This is a genomic window from Pseudomonas sp. ICBG1301 (assembly GCF_016918385.1).
GTDB lineage: Bacteria > Pseudomonadota > Gammaproteobacteria > Pseudomonadales > Pseudomonadaceae > Aquipseudomonas > Aquipseudomonas palleroniana.
In genome coordinates this window covers 97778-117310 of sequence record NZ_JAEKGB010000008.1, presented here as the reverse complement: position 1 = coordinate 117310, position 19533 = coordinate 97778, and the positions used below count along the sequence as shown (strand labels likewise).

Genomic DNA, 19533 nt, shown 5'->3' with positions numbered 1-19533 from the left:
TTGCAGGGCGCCTACCGCAGCGCAGCTTTCCCAACGGCGCGCCTTGCCATAGCGCGCAAGCGAGAGCCAGAATGCCGTCATCTGCCCCGCCTGATGTAAGGAAGCCCGATGCCTGATCCTGTTGCTGCCAGCTTGCGTCTAGCGCCCGAAGCGCTGACTCGCCCTTTCTCCGCTGAACAGTTCAGCTTCTCGACCACCAATGATTTGGAGCCTTTTCGCGGTGTGCTTGGCCAGGAACGTGCGGTCGAAGCCTTGCAGTTCGGTGTGGCCATGCCACGCCCCGGTTACAACGTGTTTGTCATGGGCGAGCCCGGTACTGGCCGCTTTTCGTTCGTCAAACGCTACCTGAAGGCCGAAGGCAAACGCCTGCAGACCCCGGCAGACTGGGTCTATGTGAATAATTTCGATGAGCCGCGCGAACCGCGTGCCCTGGAGCTGCCAGGCGGCGCCGCCGCAGCGTTCATCGCCGATATCAACGGCCTGGTCGACAACCTGGTGGCGACTTTCCCGGCGGTCTTCGAACACCCGACTTATCAACAGCGCAAAAGCGCCATCGACCGCGCCTTCAACCAGCGTTACGACAAGGCGTTGGACGTCATCGAACGCCTGGCCCTGGAAAAAGACGTAGCGCTGTACCGCGACAGCTCCAACATCGCCTTCACGCCGATGCTCGACGGCAAGGCGCTGGACGAAGCCGAGTTCTCGCAATTGCCGGAAGCTGACCGCGAGCGCTTCCACACGGACATTTCCGAGTTGGAAGAACGCCTCAACGAGGAACTGGCCAGCCTGCCGCAGTGGAAGCGTGAGTCGAATAACCAACTGCGCCAATTCAACGAAGAAACCATCACCCTGGCCCTGCAGCCATTGCTCGCTCCGCTGTCGGAAAAGTACGCGGAAAACGCCGCCGTCTGCGGTTACCTGCAGGCCATGCAGGTGTACCTGCTCAAGACTGTGGTCGAGCAACTGGTGGACGATGCCAAGACCGACGCCCAGGCCCGCAAGCTGCTCGAGGAGCAATACTGCCCGAGCCTGGTGGTAGGCCACCCGACCAATGGCGGCGCGCCGGTGGTTTTCGAACCGCACCCGACCTACGACAACCTGTTCGGTCGTATCGAATACAGCACCGACCAGGGCGCGCTCTACACCACTTATCGCCAGTTGCGCCCGGGTGCCCTGCACCGTGCCAATGGCGGTTTCCTGATCCTTGAAGCGGAAAAAATGCTCGGCGAGCCGTTTGTGTGGGACGCGCTCAAGCGTTCCCTGCAATCGCGCAAGTTGAAGATGGAGTCGCCCCTGGGCGAGCTGGGCCGCTTGGCCACCGTGACCCTCAACCCGCAGATGATTCCGTTGCAGGTCAAGGTCATCATCATCGGTTCGCGCCAGCTCTACTACGCGTTGCAGGACGCCGATCCGGACTTCCAGGAGATGTTCCGCGTGCTGGTGGACTTCGACGAAGACATCCCGATGGTCGACGAAAGCCTGGAGCAGTTCGCCCAGTTGCTTAAAACCCGCACGTCAGAAGAAGGCATGGCACCGCTGACGTCGGATGCGGTGGCGCGGCTGGCCACCTACAGTGCGCGGCTGGCGGAACATCAGGGGCGTTTGTCGGCGAGGATTGGCGATTTGTTCCAACTGGTCAGCGAAGCGGACTTCATTCGCCATCTGGCGGGTGACGAGATGACCGACGCCGGCCATATCGAACGTGCGCTCAAGGCCAAGGCCACGCGCACCGGGCGTGTGTCGGCGCGGATTCTCGACGACATGCTCGCCGGGGTGATCCTGATCGACACCGCCGGTGCAGCCGTCGGCAAGTGCAACGGGCTGACAGTGCTGGAAGTCGGTGATTCGGCCTTCGGCGTGCCGGCGCGGATTTCCGCCACGGTGTATCCCGGCGGCAGTGGCATCGTCGACATCGAGCGTGAAGTCAACCTCGGCCAGCCGATTCACTCCAAGGGCGTGATGATCCTCACCGGTTACCTGGGCAGCCGGTATGCCCAGGAATTCCCGCTGGCGATCTCGGCGAGTATCGCGCTGGAGCAGTCCTACGGTTACGTGGACGGCGACAGCGCGTCCCTGGGCGAGGCGTGCACGTTGATTTCGGCGTTGTCGAAAACGCCGCTCAAGCAGTGTTTTGCGATCACCGGTTCGATCAACCAGTTTGGTGAAGTGCAGGCGGTGGGCGGGGTCAACGAGAAGATCGAAGGCTTCTTCCGCCTCTGCGAGGCCCGTGGGTTGACCGGCGAGCAAGGGGCGATCATTCCCCAGGCCAACGTCGCCACGCTGATGCTCGACGAGAAGGTGTTGCAGGCGGTGCGCAACGGCCAATTCCACATCTATGCCGTGCGTCAGGCGGATGAGGCCTTGAGCTTGCTGGTGGGCGAGCCTGCCGGCGAGCCGGATGCCGAAGGGCAGTTCCCGGAAGGCAGCGTGAATGCGCGGGTGGTTGAGCGCCTGCGGGCGATTGCGGAGATGATCAGCGAGGAAGACCTGAAGGAAGCCGAGAAAGAGCTGGCACAGCAAGCCCTGGCTGAAACCCCACCCACCTGAATTCGGGTTTGACGCGGGAAGTGTGGGAGGGGGCTTGCTCCCGATAGCGGTAGGTCATCACTGAATAGGTTGACTGACACACCGCTATCGGGAGCAAGCCCCCTCCCACATTGGGTTGGCGGTGTATTTTTTGGGGGTGGCCAGCCAATAAATTGACGCTTCTTGAGGGGCCATGCCCGTTGGTCCCTACAACCTTGGTTTGTTGTGGTTTTCCTCTATTCTGAACTTAAGGGATATCCACAGGAGTCGCAGGATAGAAACAGCCTCGCCATGTGCCTGAGGTTGAACACCGATCTACCGAGGGTCGCCGCCATGTCGCGCAACCTCAGCCTTACCCGCCAGTGCCTGGGCCTGGTCACCCGTATCGAATGCTCCATTCGTCCTCTGGCAGGGGATAACGGGATGTGGACGTTGTTGTTTGCCGCCGGAATGACCGGCGAACAGCCTTCCACCATCAAGTCCCAAGGCCCGTTTCATGGACCCTTCGTGGCAGAAACCATTCTTCAGTCGATTGTCGACAGCCTGACCCTGCACGGTTACGAGCAGGCGGACGATCCGCAGATCTGGTGCCTGCATATGCAGGCACACCTGCGACAGCTCAACGGTAGCCAGGAACGCCTGGCGCTGTAGCCAGGTTATTGGCTCTCAGGTTTGTCCAACTTGACCTCAAAGCCGTATTGCACGGTGCTCAGGTCGGTGCGCTGGTAGCTTTCCAGAGTGGTCGGCTTGCCATAGAAATAATGCACGTCGAACATGGCCGTGCCGTATTCCTCTGCGCGGTGGCTGACACCGAGGATTTCCTTGAGATAGTTGCCGCTGGCGTCCTTGGCGTAGAAGCGCCAGCTGTCGGAAGGGAACGCCTTCTGGTCGACGATCAGGGCGTTGTCCTTGAGTGTCAGGCCCTTGGGCAGTTTGGCGACGTCCATCGTGCTTTTCTCGATGTTCGCCAGGAACAACGGAATCGAGCCCACCACGTATGCCGGGGTTTCCGGGAACAGGTTGAGGTCGTAGGTGAGCGTGCCTCGCGCCGGGTCCAGCTCAAAGGCTTCGCTGGGCAGCTCGATGGGTTCGCCACGTTCGCCTTTTTCGTCCGCAGTGAAGAAGGTGATGGGTTCGTCGCTGCTGCTGTGGTCGTTGCCCACCAGTTCGTCGTTGAAGGTGAAGGGGTGGTCAAACACGATCCTGGCGGCGCTGGCATCGTCGGTCGACTGGCTGATTGTGATGCTTTTTTTCAGCTGGTCTTCGCTCATGCTTGCGTCTTTGAGCCAGCCGGCGGCGCTGTCGTCGTACACCGTGACGGGCATCGGCAAGGCTTGCACCGTATTCTGCAGGCTGTTCTTGTCAAAGCGCATCACCGGCAGGTCCAGGTCCTTATGCGTCAGTGTGGCTTTGGAAAAATCCAGGACGTTGACCTGCAGCGTGTCGATCAGGCCATTGAAATACACCTTGGCATAATGGCTGGTCTGCTTGTGCTCAAAGGCTTTTTGCTCGTCGGTGAGCTGCTTCTCGAAAGCATCGGACCACGTCTTCTGCTTGCGCATCTCGGCCAACTGCTGCTCATAGAACGCCACTTGCGCGGCACTTTCGTTGATTGAGCCCGAACGCGTCAGAAACTGCCCGGTGCTGTCGCGTGCCTGCACCAGCAACGGGTTAGGCGAGTCGTCGCCGACTTCGGCGGCCAGGGGCTCGCTGTTGGTCAGCTCGATCTCGGCGTAGTTTTTTTCAAGCAATACCAGGTTGAGGGTGATGTTGCCTTCGGTGCGCTTGCGGCCCACGTCCTTTTTTGACAAGTCAAAGGTCAGCACCTTGCCCGGTGCCACCACGTCAACCGTGCCTTTGAGGCTGACCGGTTGGGGCTGGCTCTTGTTGTCCGTCTCGACCCCTTCGATAAACGGGTAGCTCACCGTCAGGTCGTCGGGGTTGGTCAGGTTGGAGCTGCTCGGGCTCAGTTGAATGCCGGGATCGGTTTCCGACCATTCCGGTTGGAAGGGGATCACCTTGTTGTTGCTCAACGTCACCGACTGCCATTCGAGGCTGTGAGGGAAGGGGAACTGGTCGGGGCTGTTGAAGCTGAACGGGAAGACCGGCTGCAAATCCGTGAGGTAGTCGGAATGGGAGGTCTTGCGCAGCACGAACAGGCCGTTGATGTAGGTGTCCACCAAGGCTTGGGGCGTGGGGTAATGCTTGAGCAAGGCCAGCGTGTCTTCGCCGTATTCGGCTTCGATCGGCTTGTTGGCGAGCTTGACGCGTGCCCGTTCCAGCAGCAGCAGCGAACCGCCAAGGTCGGCGATGGCATCCCGCAGCTTGGGGTCTTGGATGCTGTCCAGTGACTGTTCGAATTTTGCGGTTTTCTCTTCGAGGGTCGCCTGTTTCTGCTCTTCTTTGGGTGAGCAGCCGCTGGCTATCAGCAACGCCGCACACAGGCCGAGGCTGGCCAAAGGGGATCGCACATCCATCATCTGAGTCTTCCTGTCCGACATCATCGAGCCGAGTTCATGGGCTCGACACTAGCAGAAAAAATCTCTTACAGATGCCACCTGGGTCAGTTTTCTCGCGGTGACAGCGATCAGGTAGCGGCTGGTATACTCGCGGCCATTTTTAGCCAAGCTGTGTGAGATCCAATGGAACGTTTTATCGAAAATGCTATGTACGCTTCGCGCTGGCTGCTGGCGCCCATCTATTTCGGCTTGTCCCTGGGGTTGCTGGCGCTGGCGTTGAAATTCTTCCAGGAAGTGGTGCACCTGCTGCCGAGCGTGTTCTCGATGGCCGAATCCGACTTGATCCTGGTACTGCTGTCGTTGATCGACATGGCCCTGGTTGGCGGCTTGCTGGTGATGGTGATGATTTCCGGCTACGAGAACTTCGTCTCGCAGCTGGATATCGATGAGAACAAGGAAAAGCTCAACTGGCTGGGCACGATGGACTCCTCCTCGCTGAAGATGAAAGTGGCGGCGTCCATCGTGGCGATTTCCTCCATCCACTTGTTGCGCATCTTCATGGACGCCAAGAACGTCGATCCACAACACCTGATGTGGTACGTGATCATCCACATGACCTTCGTGATCTCGGCGTTCGCCATGGGTTACCTGGACAAGGTCACCAAGCACTGATGACCCGCGCTGGCCTTACTGCTCCGCGAAGTAGTAAGGCTGGCGGCCGATTGCCATCTGCTTGATCACCGTGACCTTTTCATTCAGCCGGTCGGTGTGATCCATCAGCGCCACATTACCCGGTTTGGCCGTGAGGAAGGCGCGCAACTCGTCTTCGGTTTGCAGGATGGGCACGTACGCTTGCATGTAGAACACCCCGGCACCGAAGATCCGTTCGTTAGGTTGGAATATTGCCACTTCCCGGCCTTCTGCCTGCAGTGCCTGGAGCTGGCTGATCACTGGCACGAATGACTCCACGGCGTCCGCCTTGGGCGCGAACCAGAATGCAGCGCTCATATAGCAGGCAATGAGCACGCCGAATACGCCGCCGATCACCTGGCAGTGGTAGCGGTACACGCCAGGCTTGCGCTCTTTCAAGCGCTCCAGCAGCACCCACCCATATTCGGCTGCGAGTACGGCGGCGGCCGGTGTGAGCGACATCAGGTACACGGTGCGCTTGCTGGAGGCCAGGGTCAGCAGGGTGAATTGCGCCACCAGCCACACACTGAAAAATAGACGGTAGCGATTGCGCACCAGGCTTTTGCGAAAGTGCCACAGGCCCAGGTACACCAGGATGTTCCAGGGCAAAAACGCTTGAGGCAATTTCGCGAGGTAGTAGTAGAACGGCTCGTAATGCCCGGCTTCCACAAATGAGCCGCTGAAGCGCCCGACGCTGTTGGTCCACAGTACTTCACCGACCGCCTGCATCCCGCCACGCTGGTACAGGAACCCCAGCCAGATCAGCAGCGGTACCAACGCCAACAGCGTAAACAGCGCCGGCTTGAGCCAATCGCCGATGCGCAAGCGCTTGTCCATCAGGCTGGTCGCGGCCAGGTACACGAAGATCACGATGCCCGGCATCGCCAGGCCCAGCACACCCTTGCTCAGGGTGGCGATGACCATGCCCAGCGTAAACAGTGCCCAGGCCCATGTGTTGGAGCCCTGGCGCTCGGACTCGGGCCGCATCGCCTGGTAGAACGCCAGCAACGCGGTGGTCACACCGAGGCTGAGCAATGAGTCTTCACCCACGCCGCGCACATTGCCCCAGTAGCTGGCCATGGTTGCCAGGATCAACGCGGCGCAGAACGCCAGCGACTTGGGCCGGCCAAACTTGCGCAGCATGCCGTAGAACAGCATCACGCTGAACAAGCCGGCAAACGCCGAAGCCAGGCGCACCGCCCAGGTCGACGCGCCAAACAGGCGAATGGCGCCGGCATCCAGCCAGAGGCTCAGGGGCGGTTTTTCCAGGAAGGGTTCGCGAAACAGGCGTGGGATCACCCAGTCATTGTCCAGGTGCATAGCCATGGCGATCCCGGCGACGCGGGCTTCGGTGGAGCCTTGCAGCTCATGGCCGCCAAGGGCGCAGAAAAATAACAGTCCAGCGAGAAGAAGCAGCAGAGAGGCGGGGCGCGTCATGGAGTCTGGCTACCGGGAAAGGGGACCGATCGGGGGATCGGTCCTGGGCGATCCAGCAGTATACGAAAGCGATTCTTAATATTTGGTGAATCAATGTGGGGTTTTTGTAAGGCTGGCCGAGCCTGCCGTTCAGGGCTGTTTCAAGCGGGGCAACGCCGCTTTGCCTGCCTCGGTCAGCACCGGTGTCAATTGCTCCCAGGTGAAATTCAGCTCGTTATCGCAGCCGTCACCCGTGGCGCGCGTCGCGAGCTGCAAGCCTTGGGTGTTGAAGGTCAGGTCGAAGGTGGAATAGCTGGTGATCGCCGGGCAGCCTTCGTCGGTAGTGGTCTGCCGGGCCAGCCATTGGCTGAATTTGGCCGGCAGCTTCACGTGCCCGGCGTAGGCGTCATACCACTCCTGGCGCCCGCCGAGCCATGCCCAGGGATCGACGCTTTCACCGGTTTGCAGGTCCCATGAGTGCAGGCCCCAGCTGATACCGCCGGCGCCGGTGCCTGCGGCCCATCGGTAAAACCTGACGGTCATGAATTGAGATGACCAATACGTGGGCGCCACTTCAATTTCGCTGGTGTAGGCCGAGCCGTTGCGGCCCAGGTACTCGCGCCGTTCCTGCAAATACTCCTTCTGATCATCGTCGCTCACGGCCAGGGCCGCGAGTTGCTGGTTGATCTTCTGGATGGCCTGGCCATCGCCCTCGAGCTTGAGCGTGACCTGGGCGCCTTGGGTCTTGAGCTGATAGCGGTGCTCACCGAAGGTTTTCTTCTCAGTCTTGATCGGTAGCGGCGCGGCTTCCATGGGCGCGTTGTAGGCGTCGCTGCCACAGCCTTGCGTGTCGACGCGTTGCAAGTTGAGTGGCAGCGGTGTGCCGCCCGGGTTTTTGCTCCAGGCGCCTGAAAGCCTATCGCCTTGCGGGGGTTGCAGCGCCCAGAAACCGGTATTTGCGGCTTCCACCCAGGGCGCGTTGTCGCTGGCTTGAGTCAGCTGGATAGGTGTGAGGATGCGCTGATAGTAATAACTGCCGTGCTCGCCATCGGCGCCGTTGAAACAGGCAACGATGGCGGATTTGCCCAGGGTGCCTTTCCACACCCCGGCCAGGTCGGCGGCGTTGGTCAACAAAGGCGTACAGGCGAGGGCAATGGCGGCGAGGGGCTTGAGCACGGGTATCTGACTTCCGGTTGTCTGATAGAGGCCGTCAGGGTAATGCGTCGTGGGGCCGGATTCCAGCCGTCCTTTCAGGCCGGGCTGTAGATCCGCGGTGCGCTTCGATGCGGTACGTGGATCAGGTTGAGCTGGTGTTTGCGTGCCCATTGCACCGTCAGGCTGGTGGGCGCCGACAAACTGACCAAGGTGCCAAGCCCGGCCCTCACGGCCTTGTGAATAAGCTCCAGGCTGCAACGACTGGTGACGACCGTGAACCCGCTGCGCGCATCGACCTGTGCCTGTTGCATAGCGCCGATCAATTTATCCAGTGCGTTATGCCGGCCAATGTCTTCACGGCACAACAAGGCTGAGCCGTCAGCGTCGAAATGCAGCGCCGCATGCAGGGCGCCGGTACTTTTCCCCATGACCTGGGCGGCGTCGATGCGCTCACGCAGGCCCTTGAGGTGATGCGCGGGCGGCAGGGGCGCCGGTTGCAGGATGTCCAGTTGGGGCAGTGCCTGTTCCAGCGCCTCCACGCCGCATAATCCGCAGCCGCTGGTGCCCGCCATCTGCCGCCGGTGATCTTTCAGCGCCCAGAACGCCCGACTGGAGATGTTGACGTCGGCCTGGCAGGCCTGATCAAAATGCGTGAGCTGGATATCGTAGATTTCACCCTGGTTGTCGATGATCCCATTACTCACGCTGAAGCCGCGGATGAAGTCCTCGATGTCGCCAGGTGAAACCATCATCACCGCCTGGCTTAAGCCGTTGTAACTGATGGCCAGCGCGATTTCCGCCGCCAGCGCCGCCTCGGCGACCTGCGCGCCTTCGTCATACTCCCGATAGGCAACGTTGCGAGGCTGCGGTGCCGGTGCATTGGCATCGCCTGCTTCAGCGGCGTGTTCGACTCGGCAAATCATGGGCAAACCTCCGTTACTCGCCTGCGCCCTTGGCGATGAGCAATTTCCTGGCCTCGGCAAAACATTTTTCGGCGATGGCCGAGCGCGGCTCGGTCTTGCGCATGACCATGCCCAACGGCGCGAGCACGCTGGCATCGGGCAGGTTGATAAACGCCAGATTCTCGATAGGGCTTTCCAGGCCGCTGTCCAACGGCATGATCGCACAGCAAAACCCTTCGTGGATCGCCTGGAACAACTGATAGGTCGAATCGCTCTCCAGGATGGGCTGGGGGTCGAGACCGCGACTGCGGAAACTCAGGTCAATGGACTTACGATAGTGCATGCCATTGCTGATCATCCCCAGGGGCAACTCGGCGGCGTCTTCCCAACTCATCTCGGTGCCTTCGAAATGAAAGTGCCGGGTGTCGTACAACAGCCCGACGCGGGTCTCACCCAGCTCGAAAAAGTCCAGGTAATTGGGGTTCACGTGCTCCAGGTAACACACGCCAAGGTCCAGTTGGTTGGTGCCCAAGGCTTCGATGATCTTGTCCGAGCTCATGGACGACAAGCTGAACTTGAGTTCGGGGAACGTATGAGACAGGCCCTGGATGTAACTGATCGGGTTGAACCCGCTAAGCGGCACCAGGCCCAGGCGCAAGTTACCGACCAACTGACCACGACACGCCGCCGCTTCGGCGAACAACCCATCATGCGCGGCCAGCAACGTCCTGGCCCACGCCAACACGCGCTCCCCGGCTTCGGTGAAGCCTTCGAAGCGCTGGCCACGGGTAACCAGCTCCAGGCCCAACTCATCTTCCAGATTGCGCAAGCGCATCGACAGTGTCGGTTGCGTGATATGGCAGCGCGCGGCCGCCTGGCCGAAGTGACGGGTTTGCTCCAGTGCGATCAGGAATTTGAGTTGCTTTATGTCCATTAAGGCGCCTGCTTGGGTAAGTAAGAGGTCGTTATGAGTGCCAGTGTCTGAAGCTTGCAAAGCGCAGCGAGCGAGAGAGCAGACCATCTCATTGTAAGGCCCGTGCGTCCAATCGCCTGTATTGAAGGCGTGATCGATTCGCTCGATAACCGAAGAATTCATTGCAGGAAAACCAGTGATAGAAACGCTCGATAACTCAGTCAGCCGTAACGATTAGACAGCCTTGGTTTGAGCGCCTTAGCCTCAAGCAAATGGTTTTGTTAAAAGTCTGCCGGAGGGTCCCATGAGCGTAACGTCGGATGCGTTGTTCGTACCGTTGAATATTGCAGTGTTAACCGTCAGTGATACCCGGGAATATGCCAACGATACTTCCGGGCAATTGCTGGTCAGCCGCCTGTTGGAAGCGGGGCACAGCCTCAGTGAACGCAACCTGCTCAAGGATGACCTCTACAAGATCCGCGCACAGGTTGCGACCTGGATCGCCAGCGAGCAGGTTCAGGTGGTGTTGATTACTGGCGGCACCGGCTTCACCGGCCGCGACAGTACACCCGAGGCGGTGAGCTGCTTGTTGGATAAGCAGATTGAGGGCTTCGGTGAGTTGTTCCGCGCAATCTCCATTCTCGATATCGGCACCTCCACAGTGCAAAGCCGCGCCTTGGCCGGGCTGGCCAACGGAACGTTGGTGTGTTGCCTGCCGGGTTCCACGGGGGCCTGCCGCACCGCGTGGGAAGGCATCCTTGCCGAGCAGCTCGATGCCCGCCACCGGCCGTGCAATTTTGTGCCACACCTCAAGCCCGTGGCGCTGTGCGGGACGCGAGGATGAAGGGGGCGCCGTTGATGTCAGTGGAGGCGGCCATTGCGTCACTGCTGGCTATGGCGCAGGAGCACTGCCTGCAAGACAGCGAGTCGGTGGCCCTGAGTGATGCACGGCAACGGGTCCTGGCCAGTGACCTGGTTGCGACCCTGGACCTGCCGCTGTGGCCAAACAGTGCCATGGACGGCTACGCCCTGAATCTCGGCGATTGGCAAGGTGAGCCGCTGGCGGTATCGCAACAGATATTTGCCGGTGTTGCGCCCCAGGCCCTGCTGCCTGGCACCTGCGCGCGCATCTTCACTGGCGCTCCGCTGCCCGAAGGCGCCAATTGCATCGAGATGCAAGAAAACGTCGAGGTGCTGCAGGGCGGTCGTGTGCGTTTTAGGCAGCCGCTGCGCGTGGGGCAGAATATTCGCCCCCGAGGCCAGGAGAACAAAGCGGGCGAGGTGTTGCTCAACGCCGGTAAGCGCCTCGGGCCTTTCGAACTGGCCATCGCGGCGGCACAGGGTTGCACGCATGTGCCGGTGGTGCGCCGGCCACGGGTGGCTCTGCTGTCCACGGGCAACGAACTGGTGGAGCCGGGGGCGCCCCTCCGGCCGGGCGGTATCTACAATAGCAATCGCACATTGCTCAGCCATTGGTTGAGCGAATTGGGTTGTGAAGTGATCGATGGCGGCATTCTTCCTGACGAGCCGCAACTTACCCGGCTCAAATTGGAACAATTGCCGCCTGCAACCGACCTGATCCTGACCACTGGCGGCGTCTCTGCCGGCGATGCCGATTACCTTGGCCAAGTGCTGCGCGAGTGCGGTAAGCCGTTATTCTGGAAACTCTCGATCAAACCGGGCAAACCGCTGACCGTGGGCTATTTCGGTAATGTGCCGGTCATCGGCCTGCCCGGTAATCCGACCTCGGCACTGGTCACATTCGGTCTGTTGGCGCGGGCTTACTTGCTGCGTATCCAGGGTGTCGAAGACGTCACACCCCTGAGCTTTGCGGTCAGCGTAGGGTTTGACTGGCCGAAAGCTGGCAACCGCCGCGAATTCCTGCGCGCCAGGCTGGAGCACGGGCAGGCCGTGCTGTATCCGAACCAGAGTTCAGGTGTGCTGTTGGGGGCCTCTTGGGCGGATGGGCTGGTGGAAATCCCCGAGGGCTGCACCCTGCGCTCCGGTGACACGGCGCGTTTCATTCCGTTCTGCGATTTGTTCTGAGGCTTATGCGTCCCAGCGCTTGGCGGCCTGCTGATCACTTTCCCGGCCTTCTACCCAGCGCTCACCGGCCGGCGTCTGTTCACGTTTCCAGAAGGGCGCGCGGGTCTTCAGGGCATCCATCAGGAACGCGCAGGCGTCGAAAGCCGCCTGGCGGTGTTCGCTGGCAACGCCGACAAACACGATGGGTTCGCCCACCTTCAACGCCCCCACGCGGTGCACGACGGTTACCCGCTGCAAGGGCCAGCGTGCCTGGGATTGATCGACGATCCGTTGCAAGGAGCGCTCGGTCATCCCCGGGTAATGCTCCAGGAATAACTCGCTAACCTGATCCCCTTGGTTGATATCGCGGACGTACCCCACAAACGTGGCGACGGCGCCCACGCCCGTGTCGCCGGCGTGGACACTGCGGGTCAGTTCGTCGAGGTCAAACAGCGCGGTCTGAACGTGAACCGGCATGGCTCAACCTCCTGTCACTGGAGGGAAGAACGCGACTTCGTCGAAGTCTTCTATCACCGCGGCGGGCGTACACAGTTCATGGTTCAGCGCACACATCAGGCTGCTTTCTCCAAGCACCTGCTGCCAGATCGGGCCTCTGGCGCACAACTGCTGTCTCACGTCTTCAATCGTGCGCAACGAGCTGTCCAGCGCAATCTTCTCACCGCCTATCCCCAACTGATCCCGATAGCGCGCAAAGTAGCTGATCAGAATCATCAGGCGTCTCCAGCGATAAAGGTGCCCGACTTTCCACCTTGTTTTTTGAGCAATTGGATCTGATCGATGATCATCCCGCGATCCACGGCCTTGCACATGTCATAGAGGGTCAATGCCGCCACGCTCGCGGCGGTCAGGGCTTCCAGCTCGACGCCGGTCTGGCCGTTGAGCCGGCAGGTACTGACGATTTTCACGCGGTCGGGTGCGACGGCGCTCAGTTCAAGGTGGATCGAACTGAGTAGCAACGGATGGCAGAGCGGGATCAGTTCGTGGGTTTTCTTTGCCGCCATGATTCCGGCGATACGGGCGACCGCAAACACGTCGCCCTTGGGGTGCCCATGATGCTGGATCAGGCGCAATGTCGACGGTTGCATACGCACCCAGGCCTGGGCTTGCGCTTCACGCGTGGTTGCAGCCTTGTCCGTGACGTCGACCATGCTGGCCCGCCCTGCGGTGTCCAGGTGCGTCAATGTAGAGGAGCTTTGGTTCATGAGTGACCTCGGATCAGTTCAAGATAAAGTCGATGGGTTGAAGCACTGCGGGCAGCTCCGTCGCGCCGTTGGCGTGAAGGACTTCGCGTTCGATGGTGCGCACAATCGCATCGGTCGGCAGATCGTTTTCGTCGTAGCCGAACGGGTCTTCCAGCTCATCGCCAATCGCGTCCAGGCCGAAAAATGTGTAGCTCACGATCGCCGTGAATAGCGGCGTCAGCCAACCCAATGGCTCGGCCATGGCGAAGGGCAGCAAGATGCAAAACATGTAGCTGGTGCGGTGCAGCAAGAGTGTGTAGGGGAAGGGCAACGGGGTATTTTTGATGCGCTCACACATCGTCTGTGTCCGGGTCAGGTTGCTCAAATGGCCGGCCATCAGCTGATAGCGCCATTCACTGATGGCGCCTGATACGGCCAGCGCTGAGCACTGTTGGGTGACGCGGCTGAGGATGCTTTCCGGGATATTGGGAGTGCCGGGCGACGGCAGCCTGTCCAGCCAGATCTCTGCCACGCCTGACTCGTCCTCGTGGCGCAACCTGGCGTTCAAGGCGTGGGCGAACCCGCACAGGTTGCGCAGGATGGCGCTGCGCTGGTGCGCATCCTCGATAACCTGGGTTTCCCGGATCATGGCGCGTATATCCATCACCATGGCGCCAAGCGCTTTGCGCCCTTCGTACCAGCGGTCATAACAGGCGTTGTTGCGAAAACTCATGAAGATCGAGAGCGACAAGCCCAGCAATGTAAAGGGCGTGGCATTGACCTTGGAGAAGTACGCCGGGTGAAGGGTTTCGATCAGCACAATTGCCGAGGCCAATAGGGTTACCAGCAGGCTGCGCAGCGCAATGCGCCTGGCCACGGAACCCTTGAGTGAAATCAATACGCCGATCAGGTTGGGTTGGGCTCTGACGATCATGGGCAACAGCCTCCAGCAAAGGGGAGTTCAGAACGGCTAGCCGCCCGTCATGTTCATGAAACGGACAACCTGCACGTCATCGTTGAGCTCGAAATTGTGCCGATAGGGTTTGATCTTCATCGCCTCGATAATTGCGTTTTCCAGGCGTTTCGGTTCACCCGGATAGCGGCGCAATACCGCCTTTAGATCGACCGAGTGCTCGTTGCCCAGGCACAACAGCAGGCGGCCTTCAACGGTCAACCGCACGCGGTTGCACGTACCGCAGAAATTGTGGCTGTGGGGCGAAATAAAGCCCAAGCGAATGGTCGGGGCCTCGGCCAGGCGCCAGTAGCGTGAGGGCCCTTGGGTCGACTCTGCGGAGTCGATCAGTGTGTAGCGCTCGGCGATACGCTCGCGTACCTGCGCGCTGGAGTAGAACGCCTCGGCACGGCTGTGTTCGCTGATGACGCCCAAGGGCATTTCTTCAATAAACGAAATATCCAAACCACGGTCGATGGCGAACGCTACAAGGTCATTGATCTCATGATCGTTGCGTCCTTTCATCACCACGCAGTTGAGTTTGGTGCGTTGAAAGCCCGCGGCATTCGCAGCGTCGATTCCGGCGATGACGGTGGCCAGGTTGCCCGTGCGCGTCAGCTCACGAAAACGCTGGGGGTCAAGGCTATCGAGGCTGATGTTCAAACGTTTCAGGCCCGCCTCGAACAGCGGTGCTGCCAGCTTGCTCAACTGCGAGCCGTTGGTGGTCATGCACAACTCGCGCAGGCCCGGGAGTGCGGCGATGCGCTTGCACCATTCAACGACGCCGGGACGAATCAAAGGCTCTCCGCCGGTCAGGCGAATTTTCCGCGTGCCCAGCGCCACAAAACGTTCGGCCAGTTGATAAAGCTCTTCCAGCGTCAAAACGCGTTGGCGCGGCAGGAACTTCATGTCTTCGGCCATGCAATAGACACAGCGGAAATCGCAGCGGTCGGTCACCGACATCCTGAGGTAGTCAACCTGACGAGAAAAACGGTCCGTCAAAATCGGCGCGGTCATTAAAACCTCCGGCAGCGACTCAGTGCATGTACGCACTGTATGAGTGTTGGGGGTGTAAGTAAGTGAATCTTTGAGTGGAGGCTAAAGTTGTTTTTTATCGCCGTCTAATCACTATTAACAACTGGATGATCGAGGGAATCTATGAGGGTTTGATTGGGCTATTTTTGTGAATTTTAATTAAATAAGTGATTGAAAAATAAAAATAATTTACTTGATAGATTGTTTCGATTGTTTGGTCATTATTTGTGATTAGACAGCTTGTTTGCACGCGGCATAGTCTAAAAGCGTAACCCGATAGCAAGCCCGTGGAACAGGCCGGTGCGAACCATGTTGGACAAGTTTCAAATAGGTTTGCGTTCCGCACCGGCTGAAAAACAATCATCAATAATGGCTTTCAGTTAGGCCGTCTATGCGTGAAGTCTTGGAGAAAAATCATGAGCGAAGTTGAGCGTTATAAACCGTATAAGGGGGCGGCCGCAGGTTGGGGCGCGCTGATTGCGGTGACGAAAAACTGGCTGGGCAGTGAAAACGCCTTCAAGAACATCCGCGCGATGCTCAAGACCAACCAGAATGGCGGCTTTGACTGCCCAGGTTGTGCCTGGGGCGAGTCGCCGGAAAACGGTATGGTCAAGTTCTGCGAGAACGGCGCGAAGGCAGTCAACTGGGAGGCCACCGGGCGCCTGGTCAACCCGGCATTCTTCAATAAATACACGGTGTCGTCGCTGGCGGCACAAAGTGATTATTGGCTCGAGTACCAAGGGCGCCTGACTCACCCCATGCGTTATGACGACTCGCTGGATCGTTATGTCGAAACCACTTGGGACGACGCCTTTACCCTGATCGCCAAGCACCTGAAAGAGCTGGAGTCGCCGGACCAGGCAGAGTTCTATACCTCGGGACGCGCCAGTAACGAAGCCGCTTATCTCTATCAGTTGTTCGTTCGTGCCTATGGCACCAACAACTTTCCCGACTGCTCGAACATGTGCCACGAAGCCAGCGGCCTGGGCATGGACGACAGCGTCGGTGTGGGTAAAGGCACGGTAACGTTTGAAGACCTGGGGGAAGCCGACGCGATCTTTGTTATCGGGCAGAACCCCGGCACTAACCACCCACGCATGCTCGAACCATTGCGCGAGGCGGTGAAGCGCGGTGCCCAGGTGATTTGCTTCAACCCGCTTAAAGAGCGTGGGCTGGAGCGTTTCCAGCATCCCCAGCACCCGCTGGAGATGCTCACCAACGGCTCCGAACCTACCTCGTCGGCATACTTTCGTCCGGCACTGGGCGGCGACATGGCGGCCTTTCGTGGCATCGCCAAGTTTTTGCTGAAGTGGGAGCGCGAGGCCCTGGAAAACAATGGCGAGGCGGTATTCGACCGCGCCTTCATCGCCGAACACACCTCGGGTCTGAACAGCTACCTGGAACAAGTGGACGCGACCTCGTGGGAGCACATCGTCGAGCAATCCGGCCTGAGCCTTGAAGAGATCGAGCTGGCCGCGCGCATGTATCGCCGTGCCAAACGCGTGATCATGTGCTGGGCGATGGGGGTGACCCAGCACAAACACTCCGTAGTCACTGTGCAGGAAATCATTAACGTGCAGTTGTTGCGCGGCAATATCGGACGGCCAGGGGCCGGGCTGTCGCCGGTACGTGGGCACAGTAATGTGCAAGGCGACCGCACCATGGGTATCAACGAACTGGCGCCACCGGAACTGATCAATGCACTGGAGGCACGCTTTAACTTCCAGGTGCCGCGTCACCATGGCCACAACACAGTGATGGCGATTGCCGCCATGGAGGAGGGGCGTTCCAAGGTGTTCATCGGCCTGGGCGGCAACTTCGCGCAAGCGACGCCAGATAGTCCACGCACCCACGAGGCACTGCGCAACTGCGACCTGACCGTGCATATCGCCACCAAACTCAATCGCAGCCATTTGGTGACGGGCCGCGAAGCCTTGATCCTGCCGTGCCTGGGGCGCACCGATATTGATATGCAGGAAGAAGGCCCGCAGGGCGTGACGGTGGAAGACACCTTCAGCATGGTGCACATTTCCCACGGCCAACTGAAACCCAAGTCATCTTTGATGCGCTCGGAACCCGCGATTATCGCTGGGATCGCCAATGCGACCTTGGGGAAACACCCGATCGACTGGCTGTGGGCGGTGGCCGACTACTCGCGCATCCGCGACCTGATCGCCGACACCATTCCTGGTTTCAAGGACTTCAACAAGAAACTGCTGCACCCAGGTGGTTTTCACTTGGGCAACAACGCCGCTCAGCGCATCTGGAAAACCGCCAGTGGGAAAGCCCAGTTTGCCTCCAGTGTGCTGCCCGCACACCTGGTCAGCGAAGGCGTGCGTGACCTTGATGTAAAACCGGACCTGATCCTGCAAACCATGCGCTCCCACGACCAATACAACACCACGTTGTACGGGCTTGATGACCGTTATCGCGGTGTTTATGGCATGCGCGATGTGGTGTTCGTCAACGAGCAGGACATTCGCAAGCTGGGTTACGAGCCTGGGCAGAAGGTCGACATGGTTTCGCTCTGGGGGGATGGCTTGGAGCGTCGAGTCAGTGGTTTTACCTTGATTGCCTACGATATCCCGCCTGGCCAGGCGGCGGCCTATTACCCGGAGACCAACCCTCTGGTGCCGCTGGAGAGCTACGGCGACCGCACCTATACCCCGACGTCGAAGTTCATCGCGATCCGCCTTGAGCCCGCGCCGGCCAGCAACCTGATTCAGTCTATCGGCGCATGAGCCGGGCCGGGGCGGCCTCGGCGCCGCTCCGGGTTTTGCTGATCACCAGACATCTGTTCGCTGCGGGCCGCGAGGCTCAATGAGGGTATCGTCATGTTAAATCCTGGGGCGCTCGACCTGGCGCGGATTCAGTTCGCGTTTACGGTCTCGTTTCACATTATTTTTCCCGCCATCACCATCGGCATGGCCAGTTTCCTGGCCGTGCTGGAAGGGCTATGGCTGAAAACCAACAACTCGGTCTACAAGGACCTGTACCACTTCTGGTCGAAAATCTTCGCAGTCAACTTCGGCATGGGCGTGGTCTCGGGCCTGGTCATGGCGTACGAGTTCGGCACCAACTGGAGCCGGTTCTCGGATTTCGCCGGGAGTATCACCGGGCCTTTGCTGACCTATGAAGTGCTGACGGCGTTCTTCCTCGAGGCGGGTTTCCTTGGGGTCATGCTGTTTGGCTGGAACCGGGTAGGGCGTGGGTTGCACTTCTTTTCCACGGTGATGGTTGCCATCGGTACGTTGATCTCGACGTTCTGGATCCTGGCCTCCAATAGCTGGATGCAGACACCGCAAGGTTTTTCCATCGTGGATGGTCGGGTGATGCCGTTGGACTGGTTCGCCATCGTCTTCAACCCGTCGTTCCCGTTCCGTCTGATGCACATGGCGATCGCCGCCTTTGTCGCCACGGCGTTCTTTGTCGGGGCCTCTGCGGCCTGGCATTTGCTGCGCAAGAACGACACGCCGGCAATCCGCACCATGTTGTCGATGGCGATGTGGATGGCGTTGATCGTGGCGCCGATCCAGGCAGTGGTCGGCGACGCCCATGGCCTGAACACCCTGGAGCACCAACCCGCGAAAATTGCCGCGATTGAAGGGCATTGGGAAAACGTCGATAACCAGGCGACGCCACTGGTGTTGTTCGGTATTCCCGACATGGAGGCCGAGAAGACGCGTTATGCGATCGAGGTAGCTTACTTGGGCAGCCTCATTCTCACTCACAGCTTGGATAAGCAGATCCCGGCGCTCAAGAGCTTCCCCAAAGAAGACCGGCCGAACTCGACCATCATTTTCTTCAGCTTCCGGATCATGGCCGGGCTGGGGATGTTGATGATCGTCACCGGATTGCTTGGGCTGGCTTTGCGGCGTCATGGCGCGCTGTATCGCAACCGCCTGTTTCTGCGCCTGGTGTTGTTCATGGGGCCAACTGGCCTGATCGCGATGCTGGCCGGGTGGATCACCACCGAGGTGGGTCGCCAGCCGTGGGTGGTCTACGGGCTGATGCGCACCGCTGATGCGGCGTCCAATCATACCGTCACGCAACTGAGCATCTCGCTGGCGTTATTCGTGCTGATCTACTTCTCGGTATTCGCCGTGGGCATCGGCTACATGATGAAGCTGGTACGCAAGGGGCCGCAGCCCCATCAAGACCACCCGCCCCATGGCGGCCCCGGCCAGGAGCGCACACCACGCCGTCCCCTGTCCGCTGTCACCGAGACGCTGGCGTCCGGCGACCACACCAACTGATC

Annotated in this window: 17 protein-coding genes; 7 read left to right on the top strand and 10 right to left on the bottom strand. The window is 59.8% G+C overall.

Going from position 1 to position 19533, the window contains the following annotated elements:
- The first annotated feature begins 108 nt into the window (after positions 1-108).
- Together JBE38_RS19905 and JBE38_RS19900 are read left to right on the top strand one after the other, a co-directional pair.
- Positions 109-2547: a Lon protease family protein gene (locus tag JBE38_RS19905; protein WP_060752296.1), complete on the top strand. Its 2439-nt coding sequence runs from the start codon at positions 109-111 to the stop codon at positions 2545-2547.
- Positions 2548-2859: 312 nt separating this feature from the next.
- A complete protein-coding gene (locus JBE38_RS19900) occupies positions 2860-3177 on the top strand; it encodes a PA4575 family protein (protein ID WP_060752295.1) in 318 nt (105 codons plus the stop codon).
- Between the two features lie 5 nt (positions 3178-3182).
- On the opposite strand, the gene JBE38_RS19895 is transcribed toward JBE38_RS19900, so the two are convergent.
- Entirely contained in the window at positions 3183-5006 is a 1824-nt protein-coding gene (locus JBE38_RS19895; protein WP_205344959.1) for a hypothetical protein, read from the bottom strand.
- 162 nt (positions 5007-5168) lie between these two features.
- Between JBE38_RS19895 and JBE38_RS19890 the strand changes: the two genes are divergently transcribed.
- The gene (locus JBE38_RS19890) at positions 5169-5657 is read left to right on the top strand and encodes a TIGR00645 family protein (RefSeq protein ID WP_060752294.1); all 489 of its coding nucleotides are present in this window, start codon (positions 5169-5171) and stop codon (positions 5655-5657) included.
- Between the two features lie 15 nt (positions 5658-5672).
- On the opposite strand, the gene JBE38_RS19885 is transcribed toward JBE38_RS19890, so the two are convergent.
- From JBE38_RS19885 to JBE38_RS19870, 4 genes are all read right to left on the bottom strand, one after another.
- A complete protein-coding gene (locus tag JBE38_RS19885; RefSeq protein ID WP_205344958.1) occupies positions 5673-7112 on the bottom strand; it encodes an ArnT family glycosyltransferase in 1440 nt (479 codons plus the stop codon).
- A gap of 129 nt (positions 7113-7241) precedes the next feature.
- On the bottom strand, positions 7242-8267 hold the full coding sequence (locus tag JBE38_RS19880) for a hypothetical protein (RefSeq protein ID WP_205344957.1): 1026 nt from the start codon (positions 8265-8267) through the stop codon (positions 7242-7244).
- A 74-nt stretch (positions 8268-8341) separates the two neighbouring features.
- Positions 8342-9169 carry a formate dehydrogenase accessory sulfurtransferase FdhD gene (gene fdhD / locus JBE38_RS19875; protein WP_205344956.1) on the bottom strand — a complete coding sequence of 276 codons (828 nt, stop codon included), beginning with the start codon at positions 9167-9169 and terminating at the stop codon, positions 8342-8344.
- A gap of 13 nt (positions 9170-9182) precedes the next feature.
- Complete coding sequence (locus JBE38_RS19870; RefSeq protein WP_205344955.1) at positions 9183-10082, bottom strand: LysR family transcriptional regulator; 900 nt, start codon at positions 10080-10082, stop codon at positions 9183-9185.
- 283 nt (positions 10083-10365) lie between these two features.
- On the opposite strand from JBE38_RS19870, the gene moaB reads away from it, so the two are divergent.
- Positions 10366-10905, top strand: coding sequence for a molybdenum cofactor biosynthesis protein B (moaB, locus tag JBE38_RS19865; RefSeq protein ID WP_090365737.1), 540 nt, complete (start codon positions 10366-10368; stop codon positions 10903-10905).
- A complete protein-coding gene (locus JBE38_RS19860) occupies positions 10902-12107 on the top strand; it encodes a molybdopterin molybdotransferase MoeA (protein WP_205344954.1) in 1206 nt (401 codons plus the stop codon). Before moaB ends, JBE38_RS19860 begins: the two co-directional genes overlap by 4 nt.
- A 3-nt stretch (positions 12108-12110) precedes the next feature.
- Here the strand turns inward: JBE38_RS19860 and moaE are convergent, their stop codons facing one another.
- From moaE to moaA, 5 genes are read right to left on the bottom strand one after another with little or no spacing between them, the layout of a single operon-like run.
- Complete coding sequence (moaE, locus tag JBE38_RS19855) at positions 12111-12563, bottom strand: molybdopterin synthase catalytic subunit MoaE (protein ID WP_161548395.1); 453 nt, start codon at positions 12561-12563, stop codon at positions 12111-12113.
- Between the two features lie 3 nt (positions 12564-12566).
- Positions 12567-12818 carry a molybdopterin converting factor subunit 1 gene (gene moaD, locus JBE38_RS19850; protein ID WP_205344953.1) on the bottom strand — a complete coding sequence of 84 codons (252 nt, stop codon included), beginning with the start codon at positions 12816-12818 and terminating at the stop codon, positions 12567-12569.
- Positions 12818-13309 (bottom strand): cyclic pyranopterin monophosphate synthase MoaC, encoded by a 492-nt coding sequence (gene moaC / locus JBE38_RS19845; protein WP_205344952.1) that lies wholly within the window; start codon positions 13307-13309, stop codon positions 12818-12820. The genes moaD and moaC overlap by 1 nt, the downstream gene beginning before the upstream one ends.
- A 13-nt stretch (positions 13310-13322) precedes the next feature.
- Positions 13323-14222, bottom strand: coding sequence for a bestrophin family protein (locus JBE38_RS19840; RefSeq protein WP_090365746.1), 900 nt, complete (start codon positions 14220-14222; stop codon positions 13323-13325).
- A 36-nt stretch (positions 14223-14258) separates the two neighbouring features.
- Positions 14259-15257 (bottom strand): GTP 3',8-cyclase MoaA, encoded by a 999-nt coding sequence (gene moaA / locus JBE38_RS19835; protein WP_205344951.1) that lies wholly within the window; start codon positions 15255-15257, stop codon positions 14259-14261.
- Positions 15258-15691: 434 nt separating this feature from the next.
- On the opposite strand from moaA, the gene JBE38_RS19830 reads away from it, so the two are divergent.
- Together JBE38_RS19830 and JBE38_RS19825 are read left to right on the top strand one after the other, a co-directional pair.
- Positions 15692-18016, top strand: a complete 2325-nt coding sequence (locus JBE38_RS19830; RefSeq protein WP_205344950.1) for an FdhF/YdeP family oxidoreductase — start codon at positions 15692-15694, stop codon at positions 18014-18016.
- 93 nt (positions 18017-18109) lie between these two features.
- A complete protein-coding gene (locus JBE38_RS19825) occupies positions 18110-19531 on the top strand; it encodes a cytochrome ubiquinol oxidase subunit I (protein WP_205344949.1) in 1422 nt (473 codons plus the stop codon).
- The last annotated feature ends 2 nt before the right edge of the window (positions 19532-19533 follow it).

Excerpts from the sequence above, each read along its gene's own strand:
- JBE38_RS19890 (WP_060752294.1), top strand. The coding sequence starts at position 5,169 with ATGGAACGTTTTATCGAAAATGCTATGTACGCTTCGCGCTGGCTGCTG.
- JBE38_RS19905 (WP_060752296.1), top strand. The coding sequence starts at position 109 with ATGCCTGATCCTGTTGCTGCCAGCTTGCGTCTAGCGCCCGAAGCGCTG.
- JBE38_RS19895 (WP_205344959.1), bottom strand. The coding sequence starts at position 5,006 with ATGATGGATGTGCGATCCCCTTTGGCCAGCCTCGGCCTGTGTGCGGCG.
- moaB (WP_090365737.1), top strand. The coding sequence starts at position 10,366 with ATGAGCGTAACGTCGGATGCGTTGTTCGTACCGTTGAATATTGCAGTG.
- JBE38_RS19860 (WP_205344954.1), top strand. The coding sequence starts at position 10,902 with ATGAAGGGGGCGCCGTTGATGTCAGTGGAGGCGGCCATTGCGTCACTG.
- JBE38_RS19885 (WP_205344958.1), bottom strand. The coding sequence starts at position 7,112 with ATGACGCGCCCCGCCTCTCTGCTGCTTCTTCTCGCTGGACTGTTATTT.
- fdhD (WP_205344956.1), bottom strand. The coding sequence starts at position 9,169 with ATGATTTGCCGAGTCGAACACGCCGCTGAAGCAGGCGATGCCAATGCA.
- JBE38_RS19900 (WP_060752295.1), top strand. The coding sequence starts at position 2,860 with ATGTCGCGCAACCTCAGCCTTACCCGCCAGTGCCTGGGCCTGGTCACC.
- moaD (WP_205344953.1), bottom strand. The coding sequence starts at position 12,818 with ATGATTCTGATCAGCTACTTTGCGCGCTATCGGGATCAGTTGGGGATA.
- moaA (WP_205344951.1), bottom strand. The coding sequence starts at position 15,257 with ATGACCGCGCCGATTTTGACGGACCGTTTTTCTCGTCAGGTTGACTAC.
- moaC (WP_205344952.1), bottom strand. The coding sequence starts at position 13,309 with ATGAACCAAAGCTCCTCTACATTGACGCACCTGGACACCGCAGGGCGG.
- JBE38_RS19825 (WP_205344949.1), top strand. The coding sequence starts at position 18,110 with ATGTTAAATCCTGGGGCGCTCGACCTGGCGCGGATTCAGTTCGCGTTT.
- moaE (WP_161548395.1), bottom strand. The coding sequence starts at position 12,563 with ATGCCGGTTCACGTTCAGACCGCGCTGTTTGACCTCGACGAACTGACC.
- JBE38_RS19830 (WP_205344950.1), top strand. The coding sequence starts at position 15,692 with ATGAGCGAAGTTGAGCGTTATAAACCGTATAAGGGGGCGGCCGCAGGT.
- JBE38_RS19870 (WP_205344955.1), bottom strand. The coding sequence starts at position 10,082 with ATGGACATAAAGCAACTCAAATTCCTGATCGCACTGGAGCAAACCCGT.
- JBE38_RS19840 (WP_090365746.1), bottom strand. The coding sequence starts at position 14,222 with ATGATCGTCAGAGCCCAACCCAACCTGATCGGCGTATTGATTTCACTC.